Raw genomic sequence first — 20,401 nt, 5'->3', positions numbered from 1 at the left:
GAGGGAGTTCGCGGCACCGGTCACCTCTAGGGAAATCACGCGAATTCAGCTCCACGGCGGGCTTTCGGCTGGATTCGGCCGCGCTTCGCGATGCACTCTCGGAACCGTTCCGGATTCGCGGGCAGCCGACGACGACAGGCCGCTCCCGGGGCGTGGACACATGGAATTGGACGATCGAAAGAAGGCTGACGGCATGCACCGTGCGCTGTGTCCGGTCGAGACCCTCTACGTGGGCCAGCGAAGCAGGGCCTTCCTGACCTGCGCCCTGCGCGGCCGCGTCGACGTCGGGGCGCTGTCAGCCGCGTTCGACGCCATGACGGAGGCCAACCCGACGCTGCGGTCACGCATCGTCCAGGAGGACACGGGTCACGCGCTGCGCCTGCTCGACGAGGACGAGCGGCCCCGGCTCGTCGCCCGCACCGGCGACGAGGACGAGGCCTACGCGGCGGAGCTGAACAGCCCCCTGCCCGTCGGGGGTCCGCTGAGCCGTGCCGTCCTGGTCAGCTCGCCGGACGGCGAGCGCCACCTGTTCGTCCTGGTGGTGGACCACACCATCACGGACGGCCACAGCAGCATCGCGCTGCACAACGCGCTGTGGGATCGCTACCGGGCACTGGTCGACGGGGAACGTCCCAGCGAGCCCTCCGGCCCCGTTGCGCTCCAGTGGCCCCGGCCGGTCAGCCAGTTGCTGCCTCCGGCCGACGAGGCCGACACGGCCAAGTACCTCGACGGCCGCGTCGAGGAAACGAAACGGCACCCGGTCGAGCTGGTGCGGTACGACGTACGGCGTCCGTCCGCCAACAGCCAGGCGACCCCCGAGGACGCCGCTCAGGACGCGCACATCGAGGTCTGCCGGCTGACCCTGGACACCGCACTCACCACGCGTCTGCGCCGGACGGCACGCGACCGCGGCGTCTCCGTGCACGCGCTGATCGCCGCGACACTGCTGACCACCGCCAGGCGGCGCCTGGACGGTGACGGCCCCCGCACGCTCGGCTGCCTCTCCCCCGTCGACCTGCGCTCCCGGCTCTCCCCGCCGCTGCCCGCGTCCGACATGGTGCCCGCGGTCACCACCCACCTGCAGACCCTCGACGTGTCCGAGGCCGCGGACCCCCTGGACCTGGCGCGTACCGTCCACGCCCGGCTGAGCGACTTCATCGCGCGCGGTGACCACTTCCACGAGATGCGCATCACGCCGGAGATCCCCCGCCACCCCGCGCTGCAACTGGCCACGGTGATCGTCACCAACATGGGCGTCGTCCCCGGTCCGCGGCTGCCGGACGGACTGGAGGCGGTGGACGTCCGCCTGGTACCGGGCCGCGAGAACTACTTCCCGCAGGCAGGCGCCAGCCCCGTCATGGCGTGCGTGGTCTCCTTCGAAGGCCGGCTCGCCATCGAGTTCCCGCACTACACCGCCTGTTTCAGCCCGTCCTTCATGCGAGCGTTCCGCGACGACGTACTGGGCGGGCTTCTCGACCTGGCGCGCGCGGCGGAGAGCGAACACGCGCGCACGCCCGCGGGCTGAGCCCGGCTGCCCTCTCTCGCTCACGCACCCGCCGGCCCGGCGCCGTAAGGAGCCCTTCCCGACATGACCACCGTCAGCGAACTGCCCTCTCCCCTGACGCTGCTCCCGCGAGCCCAGTCGGGCGACGAGCACGCGATGAACCACCTGCTGACCGGCATTACGCCGTACGTCGCACGCATCTGCCGGTCCATCACCCATGACGACGGCGCCGACGCCACGCAGGAGGCGCTGCTCGCCATCTACCGCGGTCTTGGCTCCCTGCGTGAACCGGCCGCGTTCTACGGCTGGGTGCGCTCGGTGACGGTCCGCGAGGCCGTTCGCACCGCCAAGCGCAACGGCGAGGAACGGACCTGCTCCGACGTGGAGTCGAGGCAGGAGGCGAACCCCTTGGACGCAGTGCACATCAGCGATGTGCTGGAGCGTCTGTCCCGGGCGCACCGGCAGGTCCTCACCCTGCGCGCCTACGGCCTCAACGAGGAGGAGATGGCCGAAGTCCTCTCCCTGCCCGTGGGCACCGTCCGCTCCCGCCTCTTCCGCGCCCGCCGCCGGTTCCAGGAGGCGTGGCAGCCCTCGGCGGCATGAGGCGGCACCCTGGGCCGCCGAAGCAACTCCGGCTTCCGGCCCCCCTTCCGCGCCCGCAGAAGCCCAGCGGGGGCAGTGTCCGTACGACGGCGCCGTGGCGGCGGGCCCGCCACGGCAGCCGACCCGGGACGCTGGGCGCGTCGACTTCCGCAGGAGCGGAGTCCGTTGGGCGTGTGCCGTGCCGCCAGAGTTCGAGCGGACAGGCATGGAACGCCCAGTCCTCCACGCCCGCCGGACGTGCCGCGTCAGCCGCCCGTGCCAAAACGGGGTCCCTCGATCCGGGTGCGCTTGACCTCGAAGAAGCCCGGAACAGTGGCCACCATGAGGAATCCGTCCCACAACGGGAGCATGCAGCGGCCGTCCCCCTCAGGGGTGATCACGCGCGCGCACTGATCGTTTCCGTCACAGCGGCACAGGCGCCGGAGGAGGGCGGCACGCTGACGCGGGCGGGCACGGCACGCGGCACCGGGCCGCATCCGCGGGAACGGGCGCGGGCGCGGGAGGGTCGGCTCGGGCGGGGTGGTACGGACCGAGGATTTCGCGACCACACGAGTAGAGACGATACGCATCGTCTTGTATGGTGAGGGCATGGCTTTCCTCTGCTTCCTCTGAGTCCGGACACGGCCGACGCCGCCGTTTCTGCTGCCCGTAGACACGTCGCACTCCCTGGGAAGCCGCATGCGCGAACGCGCCCATACCGCTGTGCCCGCTGCCGTGGCGCAGCTGTCCGTGAAGGACGTGACCAAGTCCTACGGCACCCGAACCGTCCTCGACCAGGTGTCCTTCACCGTCCGCCCCGGCGAGAAGGCCGCCGTCATCGGCGAGAACGGGTCCGGCAAGTCCACCTTGCTGCGGCTGCTGGCCGCGGCCGAGGTGCCGGACGCCGGGGAGATCACCGTCAGCTTCCCCGGCGGGACCGGCCACCTCGCCCAGACCCTCGACCTCCACCCGCGCTGCACCGTGCAGGACGCTGTCGACTCCGCCCTGGCCGAACTGCGCGGCATGGAGCGCCGGTTGCGGATGGCGGAGGAGCGCCTCGGTGAGGCGTCGGAGGAGGAACTCACCGCGTACGGCGAGCTGCTGACCGCGTACGAGGAACGCGGCGGATACGAGGCGGACGCCCGTGTGGAAGCCGCCATGCACGGGCTCGGGCTCGCCGGTGTCACCCGCGACCGCACGCTCGGCTCGCTCTCCGGCGGCGAGCAGTCGCGGCTCGCGCTCGCCTGCGTGCTGGCCGCCGCTCCCGAGCTGCTGCTCCTCGACGAGCCGACGAACCATCTCGACGCGGCGGCCGTGCACTGGCTCGAGGAGCACCTGCGCGCGCACCGCGGCACCGTCGTCGCGGTCACCCACGACCGCGGTTTCCTGGGGCGCATCGCCGACGCGATCCTGGAGATCGACCGGGATGCGCGCAGGGTGCACCGGTACGGCGACGGCTGGGCCGGCTACCGCGCCGCGAAGGCCGCCGCCCGACGCCGCGCGGAGCAGGAACACGCGGACTGGCTTGACCAGGTGTCCCGTACCGAGGAACTGCTTCAGGCCGCCGGGAAGAGGCTGGCCAGCACCGGCAGGGACCCGCGGCAGGGCTTCGGCAAGCACCGCCGATCGCATGAGGCAAAGCTCGGCGGGCAGGTGCGATCGGTCCGGGAGCGGCTGGCCCGTCTGCGGCGCAACCCGGCGGCGGCGCCACCCGAACCGCTGCGGTTCACGGCGGCGCTGCCGGCGGCGGGCGGCACGCACTCCGTCGAGCGGCCGCTTGCCGAACTCCACGGCGTGAGCGTCGGCGAGCGGCTGTGTCTGGACGGGCTGCTGGCGATCACGCCCGGGCAGCGGCTGCTGGTCACGGGCGAGAACGGGGCGGGCAAGACGACACTGCTGCGTGTCCTGGCGGGCGACCTGGAGCCGGACGCCGGCACCGTACGCCGTCCGGGTCTGATCGGGTACCTGGCGCAGGAACTGCCCGCGCACTCCACCCGTGTCCCGCTGCTCGCGGCCTTCGCGGCCGGGCGGCCCGGACTGCCGGAGGAGTACGCCGATCAGCTGCTGACGCTGGGCCTGTTCCGTGAGGAGGACCTGCACGTCCCGGTCACCGCGCTGTCCGCGGGCCAGCAACGGCGGTTGCAGATCGCGAGACTGGCCACCAGGCCCGTGGACCTTCTCGTACTCGACGAGCCGACGAACCACATCGCGCTCGACCTGGTCGAGGACCTGGAGGCGGCGCTCGCGGCCTACCCGGGGGCGGTGGTCGCGGTTTCGCACGATCGCGGCTTCCGCGAGCGCTTCCCGGGGGAACGGCTGGAACTGCGCGGCGGTCGCACGCACTGACCCGCAAGCACCAGCCGGGCTCGCATCAGGTCGGTTGGGGTTCGCGGAGCGGCTGCCGCCGAAGCAGCGGAACCGCCCCGGCGCCGACCGGGTCGACTCCCCCCGGCCGGCTCCTCCACGAATTGCCCGCTGCGGTGCGGCAGCGGTGGTGGTTGCCGGTGTGCGGGACTCTGACAGGGCGACCAAGACGTCAGTAGAGTTGGGCGAACGGCGAACCGTCCGGGCGGGTCGGCCCCCTCTCCTCACCTCCGGAGACGCGTTGTCGATGCGACTACATCCAGGCGAGACCGAGGCCGTTGGCTGGCGGGTGGTGACCGTACTCGACGCCGTCCGGCAGCTGCGCGATGCCTCACCCGACGTCACCGGACGCCCTCGGGTCATCGCGATCGACGGCCGGGGCGGCGCCGGCAAGACGACCCTGGTCGAGCGGCTACGCAAGGTGGTGCCCAAGTCCGCCGTCGTGCACACCGACGACGTTGCCTGGAACCACGCCTACTTCGACTGGGGCGCCGTGCTCACCGAGAACATCCTGCGCCCTCTGCGCCGGGGTGAGGCGGTGGACTTCCGCCCTGACGCATGGACCACTCACGACCGGCCGGGATCGATCACCATCCCCGCCGGTGCCGACTTCGTCTGGGTCGAGGGCACCGGCATCATCCGCGAAGAGCTTGCCCCGTGGTTGGACGCCTCGGTGTGGATGCAGGGTGACCTGAATGAGCAGAAGCGGTTGTTGGCCGTCCGCGACGGTGACTCCCCCGAGCAGTGGGAACACGTGGCGAACTGGCTACTGGAGGAACTGCCGTTCATGGTGCGAGAACAGCCGTGGAACCGAGCCACCATGATCGTCGCCGGCCCCGCGCAGATCGACCATGACCCGGACACCGAGTTGGTCGTCGCCCCGCCGACCAGCCCATAGGCCGGCCGCCCCAGTCCCCTGTACGACCCGCTGCGGACAGAAGCACATCTCAAGCCGCCACCACAGACACCAACTGACGTCAGGACAAAGGCGTGACCGCGCCTCACCACACCACACAAGGTGGACCAAAGCCACGAAGCATGAGCCGGCGCTCACTGCTCATCGAGGGGTGCCTGCCGGGCAAGGAACTCCTCGAACGCCGCCTTCTGCTTCGGGTCCATGAAACCTTGGCGGACACCGCGGGCCCTCTCCTGGAGCCAGTGCGCCTCGTCGGGGTCCAGTAGCTCGGCGACCACCACACCTTCGCGAGCAACCGCCGTGCGCCCTCCTACGCGACGACGAAAGAGCGTGAACGCGCCGAATTCCGCTGGGTGCGCCAGTTCCGGCTCCTCCGCCACGGCCCGGTTCTCGTCCCCAGCGCCACTCTTCGGGTAGGCGGTGGGCGCCCAATGCTCCCAGAGCGCCAGCGTGGCCGCGGGCACAAGCACCGCGCGTTCCGCCTGTTCCCGCCCCTCCCACATGAACGTGACAGTGACGGGCTCGCCGACCGCCTCAGCCAACCCGAGCACCCTCTCCACCTCATCGTTGACCGGATAACCCGCCACCACATCGATCTGAATGCCCATGACGCCTGAGACTACGGTCCGCTACCGACATGCACCGTTCCGCGCGATCCGGGCCAGAACCCGCGCTGAGACACAGAGCCACCGCTACGCCGTGGTGACCTGGATGCATGAGGACTCTCTCGGTGGCGCCTCTCTCAACACGTTGCGCACTTCGCCCCGTTGGCTAGTGCCGCATCAGGCAACGTTCGCCCTGTTGTGACCGCTGGCATCGGGTGAGCGACGCACGGGCCGGTCGATGCGGGCCCTGCGCCACGCAGCCACCGCCGGTGCACCGCCGTCACAGGACGCTTAATCGGTGGCGCCATCCGGCGTGCCGTGGAGAATGCTTCCATGCACATCCGAGCCGTGCGCCTGGACGAACTGCCCGCCCTCCAGGACATCGAGAGGGCCGCCGGGCAGTGCTTCCGAGACATCGGCATGCCGGAGATCGCCGAGGATGAGCCACTCCCGCTCGGTGAGCTCGCCCGCTACCACCACACGAGGCTGGCCTGGGTCGTGGCCAACGACACCGACGCCCCGGTCGCCTACCTGATCGCCGACCGCGTCGACGGCAACCTCCACGTCGAGCAGGTCTCGGTGCACCCGGACAGCGCGCGGCGCGGTGTCGGCCGGTTGCTGCTGGACCATCTGGCGACCCACGCCAGGAGCGAGGGGGCGCCCGCTCTGACCCTCACCACGTTCACCCAGGTCCCCTGGAACGCCCCCTACTACGCACGCTGTGGTTTTCAGCTCATGGACGACAACAGGCTCACTCCCGGTCTGCGGAAGATCCGGGAGCGCGAAGAGGCACACGGCCTGGACCGATGGCCGCGGGCCTGCATGCGCCGGGCACTGTGACACCGCCGAGTACGACGCCCACTGACGGACCGGTGGGTCCAGGGCGGGGCCGAAGCTGGTCCAGACAGGACCGCGAGACAGACCTGACGGAAGGCGTGTTGGGGGTGTGGATGCACATGAAGTGAACCGTGCGCGGGGCGAATTCGGCGTTATTCGTGGCTGACGTGTTCGCCTCGGTGCCGCGCAAGGATCAGCGGGTGAAGGGTCATCCGGGAGGGCCGCCGAATCCCGAGCCGCACACCCTTGGCGCCGCTCAGCTCACGGGTCAGAAGCGCGCCGGGATCTCGTACGACAGTTCGTAGACCGACCCACTTTCGCCATGAAACGTAGCGCCTCCAGGGGTCTCCACGTCCTCGCTGAAGGACAGTGCGCCGAGCCTGCCGTCATGCCCGACATCTTCGTCGTCGAAAAGACTGACAGTCGCCCCGCCGCGGAAGACGTGACTTATGTCCATCGGGACTTCGTGGTCTGTGCCCATGTTGAAGAAGCCCTCGTCCCGGTTGGGCCATATCTGCTGCCCGTCAATCTGCAGCTTCACTTCGTCGCCGTCGCTGGCGGAGTCATCCGGCCTGACGCACCTCAGTCGCGTGAGATGCAGGACTGCGGTCATGATTGCCACCTCTCTTGGTTTCTCTCCCCTCCAGCGAAACACCACTCGAGTACCTTCGCAATTGCGGAATGGTTGCCGGTAGTTGACAGCTGACGTACGGGCGCGACGTACCTGAAGCCCATATCTGCGCACAGCGTGCCGAACCAGCGACCTTACGTAATCGGCTGGCAGTCGCCTCCGTGACGAAGAGGCACTGGTCTCACCGTTTACGGCCCGCTAGTTGGACTCCATTAGGTCTGTCTCGCGGTCCTGTTGGGGAGCATGTTGGGGTGTGGATGCACATGAAGTGGACCGTGCGCGGGGCGAATTCGGCGTTATTCGTGGCTGACGTGTTCGCCTCGGTGCCGCGCGAGAATCAGCGAGCGAAGGGCAACTGCCATCCGCAGGGGCTGATGCTGGACGGGCGGCGGAAGTCGATCCAGCCGATGGCGGACGCCCCGCTACCGCGACAAGCCGCCCTCGGTCGCCGCGTTCGCTGCCGGCCATGGACTCCAGGCGTTCACCGAGGCCACCTGGCGGGAAGGCTCCCGCGGGCCGATGCGCTCGCGCTTTTGGCACTGCGGGTGCGGCCGGCCAGGGTCCGATCCCGCCGCCTGGCCCAGGCAGCCGCCACCGCGCGGGACGGCCGCTGGGACGGTGTCCGGCCGGCCAGGATGGGCGGTCGCCACCGGCAGGGTGACCGGTTCCCTGGACCAGCGCCTCCGGCGCGACCGGGCCGTCGGGTTCAGGAGGTCTCCGGCCAAGCTCGACAAGGAGGTGCCCGCAGGTGGCCGTTGTGTATCGGATCCTCGACACCGGTGCCGCGTCAGGGGGCACGCCGACCGTTCGATGCGAGCTCGTTGGCGGGACGCCAGGGCGAACAGGGTCCTAGTCGGTGATGACGTTGAAGGCCGAGTAGATCTTCGGCTGGCCCTCAGGCACGCCCGCTTCCTTGAGGGCGGGCCGGAGACGTTCGGAGAACTGCTGAAGGGCTTCCTCCGATTCCCAGACGTCGACGACGATCCATCCAGCGGCGGTGGGGCCGGCGGCGTGCGAGAGCAGGCCCGCAACCGGATAGTCGGCCCGCGAGCCGAGGCCACCCTTGCCGCCGCTCACCTGGTCGGTGACCTGCTCGTACTGGGCCTGGGTTACACCCGGCATCTCATGCACCATGATGACCGACATCGGGTATGCACCTCCTCGTTTGTTTCCTCCCAGTCCACTCCCTCCACCAGCGGACCGCCAACCGAGCGCCCGTGCACGCATGCCGTGCGGACCCGCCATGCCGCAAGCCACTGTCATCCGTGGACGGCGTGGTCGTTCTCCGCCGGGCGCGGCACCGCGGCGGCTCGCTATGAAGGCCTGTGGCACATACGACTTCGTTCGGGCCGGCGCGGAAGGCGCGGCCCGGAGCAGCCTGAGGACGACACCCGCGACTTTGCCGTCTCTTTACAACCCGCCCCACCGCCGCCTCGTCTCTCCGTCCGATCCACGTTCGCACCCCACGCCCACGCGACATCCGCGCGGACCGACGAGAGAGAGCGACCCGATGCGCCGAACCATCCTCAGTGCCGCGGCACTGGCCTGCACCGCCGTACTCGCGGGCACCACACCCGCGTTCGCCGACGACCCCACCCCGGTCCCCTCCGACCTTGCGACCGCGAGCACGCCGAGCCCCACCGCCGAGCCGTCCCTGGCACCGTCCCCCGGGGACGGCCAGGTTTCCGCCGTGCCCGAGGGCGCGCCCGACACCGGAGTGGCGGCGTCGCGGTCCTCCGGGAGCGACGAAGGGCTGATCGGCGCGGGTGCCGGTGCGGTGCTCGTCGCGGGCGGCGCGGCCCTCTTCGTCGTACGCCGCCGACGGGCGGCGACCGGGGCATGACCCCGCTCTCCAGGCGCGCCTTTGGCACCGCCGGGCTGGCCGCGCTGCTCGCGGGCTGCGGCGGCGGCCAAGGGGGCGGCAGGGAAGGCGGCCGAGGGAGCGACGGGGCCGCGCCGGCACGTTCCACGACCACGACTCCGTCCGCGCACGCCCCCGCGAAGTCGGTGTGGTCGCTGGAGCGGGCGGTCCCGGTCGCTCTGCGCATCCCGGCGATCGGGGTCGACACCCCGGTGATGCGGCTGGGGCTGGCGCCGGACGGCACGGCGGAGGTCCCGCCCCTCACGGACGACGACCGCGCGGGCTGGTACCGGCACTCGCCGACGCCGGGCCAGGTCGGGCCGTCGGTCATCCTCGGTCACGTCACAGTCGGCACCCACGGGGACGGCGTCTTCCGCCACCTCACGCGGTTGCACCGGGGCGACCGGATCGAGGCGCGCCTGGAGAACGGCGCGGTCGCCGAGTTCGCCGTCACCGCCGTACGGACGGTGGCCAAGGCCGACTTTCCGACGGACGACGTCTACGGGGATGTGAAGCGCCCGGAGCTGCGGCTCATCACCTGCGGCGGCCCCCGGGCCGGCCAGGAGTACCGGGACAACGTGATCGTCTTCGCCGAGCTGAGCGCGACGCCGAACGCGACGACGAACGCGACAAGTCCCACGGCCCGGTGACCGTGCGTACCGCATACCCTCACGACCATGGAGAGCGTTGAAACGGTCCCGTGACAGGGCGGCGTCCGAACTGTTCGCCGCCCTGTATCCGCGCCTCGCCGGCTGGTGCCGCCGGCTCGTCGACGACGACGGGACGGCCCACGAGATCGCCTCGGAGGCGTTCACCCGGCTCTGGGCCCGCTGGGCGACCGTGGAGGAGCCCCGTGGTTTCCTCTACGTCACCGCCGCCAACCTCGTCCGTGACCACTGGCGCAAGCTGGAGCGCGAGCGCCGGACGGTGCGCCGGGTCACCGCCGAGGTCGCCGTCCGCCCCCACCCCGAGCAGGCCGATCCCTCCGTACGCCTGCTCGTCCAGTCCCTGCCGGAGCGACTGCGCGTACCGATCCTTCTCCACTACTACGCTGACATGCCGATCCGGGAGGTGTCCGTGCTGACCGGACGCAAGGAAGGAACCGTCAAGGCCGACCTCCACGCGGCCCGCGAACTGCTCCGCGCCCACCTGAGGAGGAGCCTTGACCACACGCCTTGAGGACGACCCGGAGTTCGAGCGGGACGACGACGATCCGCTGCTGGTCGTGCTGCGTCCGGGCGCCGACTACCTGGGTCCGCCCCCCGGCCGTTACGAGGCGATCCGCCGGGCGGCGTCCCGCCGACGCCTGCTCCGTGCCGCGGCCGGTGCCGCCGCGACCGCTGCCGCAGCCGCTCTGGTCACCCTGCCGCTCCACTGGGCGGCCCCGGCGCCGCCCACGCGCCCGACAGCTCCGCTGGCTCCGGCCCCCACGCCGACGGCGTCACCGACTCCCGCCCCGCCCCGCGACCCCTCGCGGGGGACCACACCCGAGGCTTCCGCGCCCCCGGCGCCGTCGGCCGAGCCGCACACCCCGTCCACCGCCAGCCAGGTTCCGACAAGCGCGCCCGGGGACGAACCGTCGCCCCTGCCGAGCACCGTGCCCACGCCCTCGCTGTACGGCGGCGCGGCTGCTCCGACCGAGCGATGATCCGTCACGTGCCGCCGCTCGCCGAACGGAAGCCGACCTCGGCCGACCGCACCCCCGCCTCCCCACGCGAAGGACACGTTCGTCCGCTGCTGCCCCGATGAGAAGACCCGTTCGCTGCTCGTACGTCCGCCTGCGCGCGCCCGCCACCACAGAAAACCGGCCGGGCCAGGCGGAGGCATCACCGGATCCGGTACGTCCTGACACCTATCCGTGGGCGAGCCCGGCGTGCACCCCACGCTGCGCACCCTGGTCGAGGTCCCGACACCCGGAGGTCCTGCGACGTCGTGCCTCCGCCGCCGTCGAAGGGGAGCGCCGGCAACGGCGGACGACCGCACCCCGACCGACGCCTCCGCGTACGGCCATCGGCAAGCTTCCGGTGCACCGGTGCACGCCCACAAGCCCATCGCGCGCAACCCCGCGGTGCCGGCGGCCGAGCGGGGCGGCAGGGAGCAGCCGTGACCGACCCCGGGGCTGGGAAGATGGCCGGACTCCGTCCACGACCCAGGAGATGCCCCGTGACCGTCCGCCCGCGCATGCTGTACGTCACCGACCTCGCCTATCAGGCCCGTGGGCGGCGCTACTGCGACGAGGACATCCTCCTGTCGTCCCGGCTGCGGAAGACCTTCGACATCGCCCTGTGCCACCCGCTCGACACCGTCGCGCTGATGGACGGCTTCGACGCGGTGGTCGTCCGCAACAGCGGCCCCGTACTGCACTACCAGAAGGAGTACGACGCCTTCCGGGACCAGGCAGCAGCGCGCGGTACACGGATCTACAACCCGCAGACCGGCCGGGCCGACATGGCGGGCAAGCAGTACCTGCTGGATCTGACCGCAGCCGGGTATCCCGTCATCCCCACCATCGACAGGCCCCAGGATCGCGAACTGCTGCCGGAGAGCGACCAGTACGTGGTCAAACCGAAGGCCGGAGCGGACTCCATCGGCCTCGACTTCGTATCGCGGGACAGGCTGGACGGCGTCGCCTACGGCGGCGTCCTGGTGCAGCCCCGCATCGACTTCCGCTACGAGGTGTCGTTCTACTACGTCGACGACGCCATCCAGTACGCCCTGTACTCCCCCGACCCCGACCGCCGTTGGGCGCTTGAGCCGTACCAGCCCACCGAGGACGACCTCGCCTTCGCCCGGCGCTTCATCGACTGGAACACCCTCGATCACGGCATCCAGCGGGTGGACGCCTGCCGCACCCAGGACGGGGATCTCCTCCTGGTCGAGCTGGAAGACCTCAACCCCTATCTGTCGCTGGACCACGTCGACAAGTCCACATGCGATGCCTTCGTCACCAGCATGACGGCTTCCCTCCACCGGTTCCTGGAGACCTCTCCCACCCCTGGAACGGCAGACCCCCGGTCCCCTCGACAGGACGGCGGCCCGCTGGGCGTGCCTCCGGCGAGTACGCCCTGAGGCGGCAGCCAGGTGTTCCGGTCCGGGTGGAGCGCGAACCGCGAGGTGGCCGGAGAGAGGCAGTTCGTCAGGTGACGACTGCGAGCCCAGTTCCCGCCCGAACGTGCCGAGGACGAACAAGGAAGACCGTCCAGAGAGCACCACACCCACCGGACGCCCCTCAGCACCGCAACTCCGGCCTCCGCTCAGGGAGTTCCATCGTCTACGCGACAGCACCGGACGCAACATCAACTACGCTGGCCCCAGCCGCATAAGCCGTGTCCAGGCATCCCGGGTCGAGCCCGGCCCACAGGTGGGATGCGCCGCCCCGGTCACGGCTCTGTGCAGCGCGCCGCACAGCCGCAAGCATGGACCAAGGGGATCTTCTTCTGCTCTCTCGCACACCTCCACGAGCACCTGGCCGACATGAACATCCCACAGGAACAGCTTCCGGCGGCCGCTGACGATCTACAGGAACTTCCACATTGCACCTGGAAGAAAGGTATGGAAGTACATGTCCGACCAGCAGCAGGCGTCGGAGGACTCCTCCGCCCGCAAGGCGGTAGCCGCCACACCCGACGCCGAGAGCGTCGAGGCCCGTCTCACCGGTGCCGGAGAGCCCTCTACCGCCTCCGCGCCGGAAGGCAGCGATGCGGGGAGGGCTGCCGCGAGCGAAGCAGCGGCCGGTGCCGACACCGATGAGGGAATCCGACCCGCCAGGTCGACGGGCCGGCCGAAGGCCGGTGCTGCCGCCAGTGGTCCGGCCGGCGATGCGGGCAACGCCGAGGGAACATCCACCGGTGAGAAGGCCGAGGAGGCCACAGACACCCAGCGAGCAGAGGTGACGGCCCAGGAGCCGGAAAGCGGCGAGGCGACGGCCGGCGAGGAAGAGAAGGGCGACGCCGGGAAAGCCCAGGGCGAGGGCGCCACGGAGAGGGACGGCGCGCGGGAGCTCTCCGCCGCAGCGGCCACGGGGCAGCGCAAGGTCACTGCGACCGCCGTGGACGGTGGTGGCGCCACCAGTGCCAGCGGAAGCGGGCTCGGCCGCCCCCGCAAGCCGGTGCTCGCCGGTGCCGCGATCGCGGGCGCCCTCCTGATCACCGTGCCGCTGCTGATAACCGCGACCGGCAAGGACGAGGAGCGCAAGGCCGTCGACACGGCGGCCGCTGACACCGTGCTGGACGAGGCCGACGGCCCGGCCGGCGTCTTCGTCACCCAGTCGCCCTCTCCCTCTCCCACCAAGCCGAAGACGAAGACGAAGACGAAGTCGGATCCGGAGAAGAAGAAGGAGGAGAAGAAGGAAAAGGAGTCCGCGTCGCCGGTCGCGGAGAAGGCCGCCGCGCCCGCCCCGGCAGCCAGCCCCTCGCCGAGCGGGGAGAAGAAGGCCGTCGTGAAGAAGGCGCCGAGCAACCTGCCGGCGGTCCTGACCAGGGTGCTGATCAAGAACAACACCAACCGCACCTGCGTGGACATCCCCGGTTTCACCAGCGGCCCGGCGAACGGGCCGGTGACACAGGCGACGTGCAACAGCAACACCGACGACAACCAGCTGTGGAACGTCGAGAAGCGCTACGACAAGGCCGGACCCGGCGGGGTACCGCTCTTCCAGATCCGCAACGTCATGGACAGCATGTGCCTGGATCTGCCCGGCTACCAGGGCGTCGGAGGTGCCACAAAGGTCACGGAGTTTCCCTGCGACGGCACCACGAAGGACAACCAGCTGTGGTGGCTGGACAAGCAGTCCGACGGAACGTTCTGGATACGTAACGCCGCCAGCAACAACCAGTGCCTGGACTCCTACGCCCCCGACGACGCGACGCGCGACCTGATCGTCTGGCCCTGCGCTCCGGAGAGCCAGAACAACCACGAGTGGATCTTCACCCGTTCCTGAACGAGCCGGGCTGAGCGGCGGAGCCCCGGCACCGCTGTGCCCCGTGCCGGGCCCCTGGCCCCGGGCACAGCGGTGCCGGCAGCCCGGAGGACGGCGCTCCAGAACCGGCGCCTCTGCAGCCGCGGCATCGATCCCGGCACCGCCCTCGCCCGAGTCCGCATCAGCGGAGAGCGCCACCTGGCGGAAGCCGTCTGCCAGATCGTCTCCGTCGTCTACTGAGCACGCTCCGCACCGAGCTCCAGTTGCCGAGTACGTCACCAGCCGTCACAGAGGACGGAACCGCCACCACGCGTTCAGGTTGGTTGTGTCAGCCGGGCAATGTCAGGAGCACCGGAACGGACGGCGGGCCGGTCCAGCGGCAGGGCGAGCTCGGCGCCGCCGGGCCGGTACGGCTTCACCCGCCTCGTTCCGTGTTAGGGAGCTTGGATCACGGGTAGTCGGATGCCCGGCGAAGGACAGGGTGGAGGGGAAGCGGTCCCTTCAGGCGCAGGGTGGCCGCCCCGGGCGACGCGTGGGGACCAGCGGGCGCCGGCACCGGGCATCGGCTGGGTGGGGGATGACGTGTGGCGACCGGCCGGACGTGCGGTGAGACTGGGGCAAGCGACGCCTGACGATGGGTGGGCCATGCATACCGTTGAGGAAACGATCGAGGTCGCGGTTCCGGTGCGTACCGCGTACAACCAGTGGACTCAGTTCAAGAGCTTTCCCCGGTTCATGACCGTGGTGAAGAAGGTCGAGCAGGTCAGGCCCGCACTCCTCACCTGGACCCTCGCCGTCGGCCCCCTGCGCCGCGAGTTCCAGGCCGAGATCGTGGAACAGGAACCCGACTCGCGTGTGACCTGGCGAAGTCTTGAACGGCACACCGTCCACCGGGGCGAGGTGTCGTTCCGGCCCACCACGGCGGACGGTACGGCCGTCACTGTCCGGATCGAGATCGCGCCGCGCGGCGCCACCGGCGTGCTCGGCGTCCTTCCCAAGCTGGTCGGCCGTGTCGTACGGGGAGAACTGCGGCACTTCAAGGAGTACATCGAGGGGCTGGGCGCGGAGAGCGGAGCCTGGCGGGGCACCATCCGCGACGGACGCGTACGGCCCGAGGAACCGAAGCCGCACCGGAGCCGCGTGGCCCGCTGGCCCGTCGGCTGATTCCGCCGGCGGCAGCAGCGTGAGTGAGAGGCAACCTGATGAAGAAGGCCCCCGGCGAGGAGCCGAACGAGGCCCTGACCGTGACTCCGCCGAAGAAGTGGGCCGCGGGCGTGCCCGCGGTGGTGCACGCGCTGGAGTACTCCCTGGAGGAGACCTCTCCCCGGCGCACCGGGGAGACGCTGCTGACCATGAACCAGGTGGACGGCATCGACTGTCCCGGGTGCGCGTGGGCGGACCCCTCACCGGGCCACCGGCATCGCAACGAGTACTGCGAGAACGGCGCCAAGCACATCAACGACGAGGCGACGTCCCGGCGCATCACCGCCGACTTCTTCCGCACGTACACGGTCTCCGAGCTGAGCCGGCGCTCCGACAAGTGGCTGAACCAGCAGGGACGGCTCACCGAACCCGTGGTCAAGCGGCCGGGTTCCGACTCCTACGAGCCGATCAGCTGGAACGACGCCTTCGAACTGCTCGCCTCGGAGCTGAGGTCACTCGACTCCCCCGACGAGGCCGTGTTCTACACCTCGGGCCGGGCCAGCAACGAGGCCGCGTTCGTTCTCCAGCTGTTCGCCAGGGCGCTGGGCACCAACAACCTGCCCGACTGCAGCAACCTGTGCCACGAGTCCAGCGGCTTCGCCCTGCACGAGACGCTGGGCACGGGCAAGGGAACGGTCAGTCTCGACGACCTGCACCACGCCGACCTGATCTTCGTGGTGGGACAGAATCCCGGCTCCAACCACCCGCGCCAGCTGTCCGCGCTGGAGCAGGCCAAGCGGAACGGCGCCCGCATCATCGCGGTGAACCCGCTGCCGGAAGCCGGGCTGCTGAGGTTCAAGAACCCGCAGAAGGCCCGCGGGGTGATCGGACCCGGCACCCAGATCGCCGACCGGTTCCTGCACATCCGCAACGGTGGTGACCTGGCGCTGTTCCAGGGGATCAACCGGCTGCTGCTGGAGGCCGAGGACGCCCGGCCGGGCCAGGTGCTCGCCCACGACTTCATCCGCACGGACACCAAGGGCTTCGAGGAGTTCGCCGCGCACGCCCGCACCGTCGACTGGGACGACATCCTCGCCGCGACCGGTCTGACCCGCGGTGAGATCGAACAGGTCCGGGACGAGGTGCTGCGCAGCGAACGCGTCATCGTCTGCTGGGCGATGGGGATCACCCAGCACAAGCACGCCGTCCCCACCATCCGGGAGATGGTGAACTTCCTGCTGCTGCGCGGGAACGTCGGCAGGGCCGGCACCGGCGCCTGCCCGGTACGCGGACACAGCAACGTGCAGGGCGACCGCACGATGGGCGTCTGGGAGCAGATGCCGGACGAGTTCCTCGACGCGCTCCGGGACGAGTTCGGCTTCGATCCGCCGCGTGCCCACGGGCTGGACTCCGTGAACTCGATCAGGGCGATGCGTGAGGGCCGTGTCAGGTTCTTCCTCGCTCTGGCCGGCAACTTCGTCCGGGCCGCTCCGGACAGTGAGATCACCGAAGAGGCCATGCGCGGCTGCCGTCTGACGGCCCACATCTCCACCAAGCTCAACCGGTCCCACACCGTGTGCGGCGAGACCGCGCTCATCCTGCCGACCCTCGGCCGCACCGAACGGGACATCCAGGCCGACGGGGAGCAGTTCGTCACCGTCGAGAACTCGATGAGCGAGGTGCACACCTCCCGTGGCCGCCTCCAGCCGGCCTCGCCCCTGCTGCTCAGCGAGGTCGCCATCCTGTGCCGGCTGGCCCGCCGCGCCCTCGACGGCACGGCGGCCGACATCCCGTGGGAGCAGTTCGAGGCCGACTACGGCGCGATCCGTGACCGCATCTCCCGCATCGTCCCCGGACTGCACGACTTCAACCGGCGCGTGACACGTCCCGGCGGCATCCAGCTGCCGAACCCCGTCAACGAGGGCATCTACCACAACGCCGTCGGCAAGGCGCTGTTCACCGCCAACGACGGGGAGATGCTGCGGGCCCCCGAGGGACACCTGCTGTTGCAGACCCTGCGCTCCCACGACCAGTGGAACACCGTTCCCTACACGTCCAACGACCGCTACCGGGGCATCCACGGGAGCCGCCGGGTGGTCCTCGTCCACCCGCAGGACGTGGCCGCACTCGGCCTGACCGAGGGACAGCGCGTCGACCTGGTCAGCGTGTGGGCCGACGACGCCGACCGCCGCGCCGAGGACTTCCGCGTGGTCCCCTACCCCACCGCGCGGGGCTGCGCCGCCGCGTACTATCCCGAGACCAACGTCCTGGTGCCGCTGGACAGCGTGGCCGACAAGAGCAACCAACCGACGTCGAAGGCAGTCGTGGTCCGGCTGGAGCCTGCCGCATCCCGGCCGCCCGCATCCGCATCCCGGGGGCTGTCAGTCGGCGACCCTGCCGATCGCGGCTGAGCGCGCACAACTGGTCCTCCCACCGGTCACCGACGCGCCATGCCGTCATCAGCGGAGGCCGGCGGTCGGTCGGTACCGGCCGGACGCAATCCGGTACGAGGGCACTGCGGCCGGAAGGCTGAAGGCCGCCTCGCTGTTCGCGGGCACGAGCACGTCGTACACCAGGGTCCGGCCCGCGTCGCGGAGCGCCCACTCGCTTCTGCTCTCGCCGTACGGTGACTCGTACGCGCCGGACACCCGCGTGATCCTGCGGCTGGCGCGTTCACGCTGTCCCTCAGCAACTCACGCCCCCTCCCCACCGTCGTCACGGAGAGGACGTGGTCCACGCGGGCGCGGCGGCTCGGACGGGGGCGTCCTGTGCGATGAGTTCCGGCCGGATCGGGAGTCTCTTGTGGTGACCGTCGTAGGGCGTCGTACGGGCGTCGTACGGGCCTCGTACGACGGTGCCCCGCACCAGACACCACGGAGGACACCATGACGACCACGCCGAGTGACCCGACCACCGCGCCGCCCGGCCGCCCGCCCGTCGTTGACCTGGCCACCTGGCAGACCGCCCGGGACGAGCTCCTGGTCCGCGAGAAGGCCCACACCCGTGAGGGCGACACCCTCGCCGCCGCCCGCCGCCGGCTGCCGATGGTGGAGCTCGACCCGGCGGTGGAGGTCGTCGGACCCGACGGCCCGGTCCCGTTCCTGGACCTGTTCCAGGGCCGCGACGAGCTCGTGGTCTACCAGCACATGTGGTACGACGGCACGCCGCACCAGGGGCAGTGTGAGGGCTGCACCACCACGGCCTGGCACCTGAAGGACGCGCTCTATCTCAACGCCCGCGGCGTCTCGTTCGCCGTCCTGACCACGGGCCGTTGGGACGAGGTGGCCTCCTACGTCGCGTTCATGGGCTACACCCAGCCCTGGTACTCGGTGCGTGACGTGGACGCGCCGATCGGGGGAGAAATGGGTTACCTCACCTGCTTCCTGCGCGACGGCGACCGCGTGTTCCTCACCTACTCCACGACAGGCCGTGGCAACGAGCCGGTCAACGGGTCCCTCGCCCTGCTCGACATGACGCCCTCCGGCCGCGGCGAGGCGTGGGAGGACGGCCCCGAGGGCCGGCCCGAGGGGCGCGACGCGTGCTGGTACTGGCGCTCGGACGCGGACGGGAACGCCGCCTGGGGCCCGACCAGCCGCCCCGTGCCGCAGTGGAGCCGCCCGGGCGCGACCCCCGTGGAGACCCTCGGCCGACACGGTCACCACCACTGAGAGGGCGCTCGCCTCGGCCCGTCCCGGACGTCCCTTACCGGCTGGCCCCGCCCCGGCCGTGGAGGTGTCCCCACCCCGCTCCGGAGGCTGCCACCATGGGCGCGGCCGGCCCGCCCCGGCAGAGTGTGAGGGCATGAAGGCAACAGTGAAGACCTCGCGGGCCCGGCTTGTCACCACGGCTGTGCTCGCTGCCGCCGTCGCGTCCACGGCTCTGGTGTCCGGTGCCGCGGCCGCTCCCCGCCCGGTGTCCTTGGACACCGCGGACACCGCGGACACCGGGGGCGGCCGGCTCACCTCCGGGCAGCTTCAACGCGAGGCGGCCCGCGTCCTGGAGGAGGGCAGGTTCGTCGGCATCACGGTGCGGGTGCGCGACGGCGCCCGTACGGTGCACGCCGGAGCGGGCGAGGCCGAGCTGCACACCGGCCGCCCTGTGCCGCGCGGGGCGGAGTTCAGGATCGGCAGCGTCACCAAGACGTTCGTGGCCACCGTGGTGCTGCAACTCGTCGCCGAGGGCCGCCTGTCCCTGGACCACACCGTCGAGCGCTGGCTGCCGGGTGTGGTGAGCGGCAACGGCAACGACGGCAGCCGCATCACCGTCAGGAACCTGCTGCAGCACACCAGCGGCCTCCACAACTACGGTCCCGAGGACGACACCGGCAACACCGCGGCCGATTTCGAGCGGACCAGATTCGACCACTGGGACCCTGAGCAGCTGATCGCCGGCGCGGTGCGCCACCCGCCGGACTTCCCGCCCGCACCGGCCGACGACCCCGAGCCCGACTGGAACTACTCCAACCCCGGTTACGTCCTCGCCGGAATGATCATCGAAAAGGCCACCGGACGGCACTGGGCCGAGGAGGTGCGCGACCGCATCATCCGCCCGCTCGGCCTGACCGGCACCTACGCCCCCGGCGACGACCCGTACCTGAAGCCGCCGCACGCGCACACCTACCATCTGTTCCCCGGTTCGGTCACCTGGACGGACACCACGGTCAGGAACACCTCCGGGGCGGATGCGGGCGCCGCCCTCGTCGGCACCGAACGCGACGTCGACCGCTTCCTCACCGCCCTGCTGGGCGGGCGCCTGCTGCCTCCCGCCCAGCTCGCGGAGATGCGCAGGACCGTACCCGTCGGCAAGGAGTTCGAAGTGGGGTTCCCCGGCCTGCGGTACGGCCTGGGTCTGATGCAGCAGCCGCTGACCTGCGGCGGCGACACCTGGGGCCACGGCGGGGATTTGGAGGGGTTCACGGTGCGCACCGGTTCCACCGCGGACGGGCGCCGCTCCAGCTTCCCCGCCATCTCCGACCAGTCGTCGGCGGCGGCCTTCAGCTTCGCCACCGGAGCGTCGATCACGTCCTCGTACTTCAGCATG

19 protein-coding genes and 3 pseudogenes are annotated in these 20,401 nt (G+C 70.7%); 17 read left to right on the top strand and 5 right to left on the bottom strand.

Annotation, left to right across the window (positions count from 1 at the left end; translation table 11 throughout):
- The first annotated feature begins 193 nt into the window (after positions 1-193).
- Both ACWD0J_RS33645 and ACWD0J_RS33640 read left to right on the top strand, forming a co-directional pair.
- Positions 194-1,525 (top strand): phthiocerol/phthiodiolone dimycocerosyl transferase family protein, encoded by a 1,332-nt coding sequence (locus tag ACWD0J_RS33645; RefSeq protein WP_451499642.1) that lies wholly within the window; start codon positions 194-196, stop codon positions 1,523-1,525.
- A gap of 63 nt (positions 1,526-1,588) precedes the next feature.
- The gene (locus tag ACWD0J_RS33640; RefSeq protein ID WP_451499641.1) at positions 1,589-2,107 is read left to right on the top strand and encodes an RNA polymerase sigma factor; all 519 of its coding nucleotides are present in this window, start codon (positions 1,589-1,591) and stop codon (positions 2,105-2,107) included.
- Positions 2,108-2,352: 245 nt separating this feature from the next.
- Here the strand turns inward: ACWD0J_RS33640 and ACWD0J_RS33635 are convergent, their stop codons facing one another.
- Positions 2,353-2,487: a hypothetical protein gene (locus tag ACWD0J_RS33635; RefSeq protein WP_451499640.1), complete on the bottom strand. Its 135-nt coding sequence runs from the start codon at positions 2,485-2,487 to the stop codon at positions 2,353-2,355.
- A 298-nt stretch (positions 2,488-2,785) separates the two neighbouring features.
- Between ACWD0J_RS33635 and abc-f the strand changes: the two genes are divergently transcribed.
- Complete coding sequence (gene abc-f / locus ACWD0J_RS33630; protein WP_451499639.1) at positions 2,786-4,432, top strand: ribosomal protection-like ABC-F family protein; 1,647 nt, start codon at positions 2,786-2,788, stop codon at positions 4,430-4,432.
- Positions 4,433-4,697: 265 nt separating this feature from the next.
- Positions 4,698-5,348 (top strand): uridine kinase family protein, encoded by a 651-nt coding sequence (locus ACWD0J_RS33625; RefSeq protein ID WP_451499638.1) that lies wholly within the window; start codon positions 4,698-4,700, stop codon positions 5,346-5,348.
- Between the two features lie 152 nt (positions 5,349-5,500).
- Here the strand turns inward: ACWD0J_RS33625 and ACWD0J_RS33620 are convergent, their stop codons facing one another.
- Entirely contained in the window at positions 5,501-5,974 is a 474-nt protein-coding gene (locus ACWD0J_RS33620) for a hypothetical protein (protein WP_451499637.1), read from the bottom strand.
- A 330-nt stretch (positions 5,975-6,304) separates the two neighbouring features.
- Here ACWD0J_RS33620 and ACWD0J_RS33615 point away from each other — a divergent pair, with 330 nt between their 5' ends.
- Positions 6,305-6,811: a GNAT family N-acetyltransferase gene (locus ACWD0J_RS33615; RefSeq protein ID WP_451499636.1), complete on the top strand. Its 507-nt coding sequence runs from the start codon at positions 6,305-6,307 to the stop codon at positions 6,809-6,811.
- A gap of 265 nt (positions 6,812-7,076) precedes the next feature.
- Here the strand turns inward: ACWD0J_RS33615 and ACWD0J_RS33610 are convergent, their stop codons facing one another.
- Positions 7,077-7,421 (bottom strand): hypothetical protein, encoded by a 345-nt coding sequence (locus ACWD0J_RS33610; protein ID WP_451499635.1) that lies wholly within the window; start codon positions 7,419-7,421, stop codon positions 7,077-7,079.
- Between the two features lie 271 nt (positions 7,422-7,692).
- On the opposite strand from ACWD0J_RS33610, the pseudogene ACWD0J_RS33605 reads away from it, so the two are divergent.
- A pseudogene (locus tag ACWD0J_RS33605) lies at positions 7,693-7,915 on the top strand (transposase); the annotation flags it as partial.
- Positions 7,857-8,068: pseudogene (locus ACWD0J_RS33600) on the top strand (IS701 family transposase); the annotation flags it as partial. The pseudogenes ACWD0J_RS33605 and ACWD0J_RS33600, both read left to right, overlap by 59 nt.
- 220 nt (positions 8,069-8,288) lie before the next feature.
- Here ACWD0J_RS33600 and ACWD0J_RS33595 read toward each other — a convergent pair.
- Positions 8,289-8,585 carry a hypothetical protein gene (locus ACWD0J_RS33595; RefSeq protein WP_451499634.1) on the bottom strand — a complete coding sequence of 99 codons (297 nt, stop codon included), beginning with the start codon at positions 8,583-8,585 and terminating at the stop codon, positions 8,289-8,291.
- Between the two features lie 364 nt (positions 8,586-8,949).
- Between ACWD0J_RS33595 and ACWD0J_RS33590 the strand changes: the two genes are divergently transcribed.
- The 8 genes from ACWD0J_RS33590 to ACWD0J_RS33555 all read left to right on the top strand — a co-directional run bounded on the left by ACWD0J_RS33590 (position 8,950) and on the right by ACWD0J_RS33555 (position 17,772).
- Entirely contained in the window at positions 8,950-9,282 is a 333-nt protein-coding gene (locus ACWD0J_RS33590; RefSeq protein ID WP_451499633.1) for a sortase-dependent protein, read from the top strand.
- Complete coding sequence (locus tag ACWD0J_RS33585) at positions 9,279-9,950, top strand: class F sortase (protein ID WP_451499632.1); 672 nt, start codon at positions 9,279-9,281, stop codon at positions 9,948-9,950. The genes ACWD0J_RS33590 and ACWD0J_RS33585 overlap by 4 nt, the downstream gene beginning before the upstream one ends.
- Positions 9,951-9,987: 37 nt before the next feature.
- The gene (locus tag ACWD0J_RS33580) at positions 9,988-10,479 is read left to right on the top strand and encodes an RNA polymerase sigma factor (RefSeq protein ID WP_451499631.1); all 492 of its coding nucleotides are present in this window, start codon (positions 9,988-9,990) and stop codon (positions 10,477-10,479) included.
- Complete coding sequence (locus ACWD0J_RS33575; RefSeq protein WP_451499630.1) at positions 10,463-10,948, top strand: hypothetical protein; 486 nt, start codon at positions 10,463-10,465, stop codon at positions 10,946-10,948. The genes ACWD0J_RS33580 and ACWD0J_RS33575 overlap by 17 nt, the downstream gene beginning before the upstream one ends.
- A 533-nt stretch (positions 10,949-11,481) precedes the next feature.
- Entirely contained in the window at positions 11,482-12,369 is an 888-nt protein-coding gene (locus ACWD0J_RS33570) for a hypothetical protein (RefSeq protein ID WP_451499648.1), read from the top strand.
- Between the two features lie 493 nt (positions 12,370-12,862).
- Positions 12,863-14,239, top strand: a complete 1,377-nt coding sequence (locus ACWD0J_RS33565) for a ricin-type beta-trefoil lectin domain protein (RefSeq protein WP_451499629.1) — start codon at positions 12,863-12,865, stop codon at positions 14,237-14,239.
- A gap of 624 nt (positions 14,240-14,863) precedes the next feature.
- Positions 14,864-15,382, top strand: coding sequence for an SRPBCC family protein (locus ACWD0J_RS33560; RefSeq protein ID WP_451499628.1), 519 nt, complete (start codon positions 14,864-14,866; stop codon positions 15,380-15,382).
- 38 nt (positions 15,383-15,420) lie between these two features.
- Complete coding sequence (locus ACWD0J_RS33555; RefSeq protein ID WP_451499627.1) at positions 15,421-17,772, top strand: FdhF/YdeP family oxidoreductase; 2,352 nt, start codon at positions 15,421-15,423, stop codon at positions 17,770-17,772.
- A gap of 48 nt (positions 17,773-17,820) precedes the next feature.
- Here the strand turns inward: ACWD0J_RS33555 and ACWD0J_RS33550 are convergent, their stop codons facing one another.
- Positions 17,821-18,018 carry an alpha-L-rhamnosidase C-terminal domain-containing protein gene (locus ACWD0J_RS33550; protein ID WP_451499647.1) on the bottom strand — a complete coding sequence of 66 codons (198 nt, stop codon included), beginning with the start codon at positions 18,016-18,018 and terminating at the stop codon, positions 17,821-17,823.
- Between the two features lie 228 nt (positions 18,019-18,246).
- On the opposite strand from ACWD0J_RS33550, the gene ACWD0J_RS33545 reads away from it, so the two are divergent.
- Together ACWD0J_RS33545 and ACWD0J_RS33540 are read left to right on the top strand one after the other, a co-directional pair.
- Positions 18,247-19,029, top strand: a complete 783-nt coding sequence (locus ACWD0J_RS33545) for a DUF899 domain-containing protein (RefSeq protein ID WP_451499626.1) — start codon at positions 18,247-18,249, stop codon at positions 19,027-19,029.
- Between the two features lie 133 nt (positions 19,030-19,162).
- Positions 19,163-20,263 (top strand): annotated as a pseudogene (locus ACWD0J_RS33540) (serine hydrolase domain-containing protein); the annotation flags it as partial.
- Positions 20,264-20,401 lie beyond the last annotated feature (138 nt).

It is taken from the genome of Streptomyces sp. NPDC003011 (assembly GCF_053591515.1).
This window is presented reverse-complemented; position numbering and strand designations above follow the sequence as displayed.

What these genes read in the sequence shown, in the direction of transcription:
- ACWD0J_RS33645 (WP_451499642.1), top strand. Translation starts at nt 194, where the DNA reads ATGCACCGTGCGCTGTGTCCGGTCGAGACCCTCTACGTGGGCCAGCGA.
- ACWD0J_RS33640 (WP_451499641.1), top strand. Translation starts at nt 1,589, where the DNA reads ATGACCACCGTCAGCGAACTGCCCTCTCCCCTGACGCTGCTCCCGCGA.
- abc-f (WP_451499639.1), top strand. Translation starts at nt 2,786, where the DNA reads ATGCGCGAACGCGCCCATACCGCTGTGCCCGCTGCCGTGGCGCAGCTG.
- ACWD0J_RS33625 (WP_451499638.1), top strand. Translation starts at nt 4,698, where the DNA reads ATGCGACTACATCCAGGCGAGACCGAGGCCGTTGGCTGGCGGGTGGTG.
- ACWD0J_RS33620 (WP_451499637.1), bottom strand. Translation starts at nt 5,974, where the DNA reads ATGGGCATTCAGATCGATGTGGTGGCGGGTTATCCGGTCAACGATGAG.
- ACWD0J_RS33615 (WP_451499636.1), top strand. Translation starts at nt 6,305, where the DNA reads ATGCACATCCGAGCCGTGCGCCTGGACGAACTGCCCGCCCTCCAGGAC.
- ACWD0J_RS33610 (WP_451499635.1), bottom strand. Translation starts at nt 7,421, where the DNA reads ATGACCGCAGTCCTGCATCTCACGCGACTGAGGTGCGTCAGGCCGGAT.
- ACWD0J_RS33595 (WP_451499634.1), bottom strand. Translation starts at nt 8,585, where the DNA reads ATGTCGGTCATCATGGTGCATGAGATGCCGGGTGTAACCCAGGCCCAG.
- ACWD0J_RS33590 (WP_451499633.1), top strand. Translation starts at nt 8,950, where the DNA reads ATGCGCCGAACCATCCTCAGTGCCGCGGCACTGGCCTGCACCGCCGTA.
- ACWD0J_RS33585 (WP_451499632.1), top strand. Translation starts at nt 9,279, where the DNA reads ATGACCCCGCTCTCCAGGCGCGCCTTTGGCACCGCCGGGCTGGCCGCG.
- ACWD0J_RS33570 (WP_451499648.1), top strand. Translation starts at nt 11,482, where the DNA reads ATGCTGTACGTCACCGACCTCGCCTATCAGGCCCGTGGGCGGCGCTAC.
- ACWD0J_RS33565 (WP_451499629.1), top strand. Translation starts at nt 12,863, where the DNA reads ATGTCCGACCAGCAGCAGGCGTCGGAGGACTCCTCCGCCCGCAAGGCG.
- ACWD0J_RS33560 (WP_451499628.1), top strand. Translation starts at nt 14,864, where the DNA reads ATGCATACCGTTGAGGAAACGATCGAGGTCGCGGTTCCGGTGCGTACC.
- ACWD0J_RS33555 (WP_451499627.1), top strand. Translation starts at nt 15,421, where the DNA reads ATGAAGAAGGCCCCCGGCGAGGAGCCGAACGAGGCCCTGACCGTGACT.
- ACWD0J_RS33545 (WP_451499626.1), top strand. Translation starts at nt 18,247, where the DNA reads ATGACGACCACGCCGAGTGACCCGACCACCGCGCCGCCCGGCCGCCCG.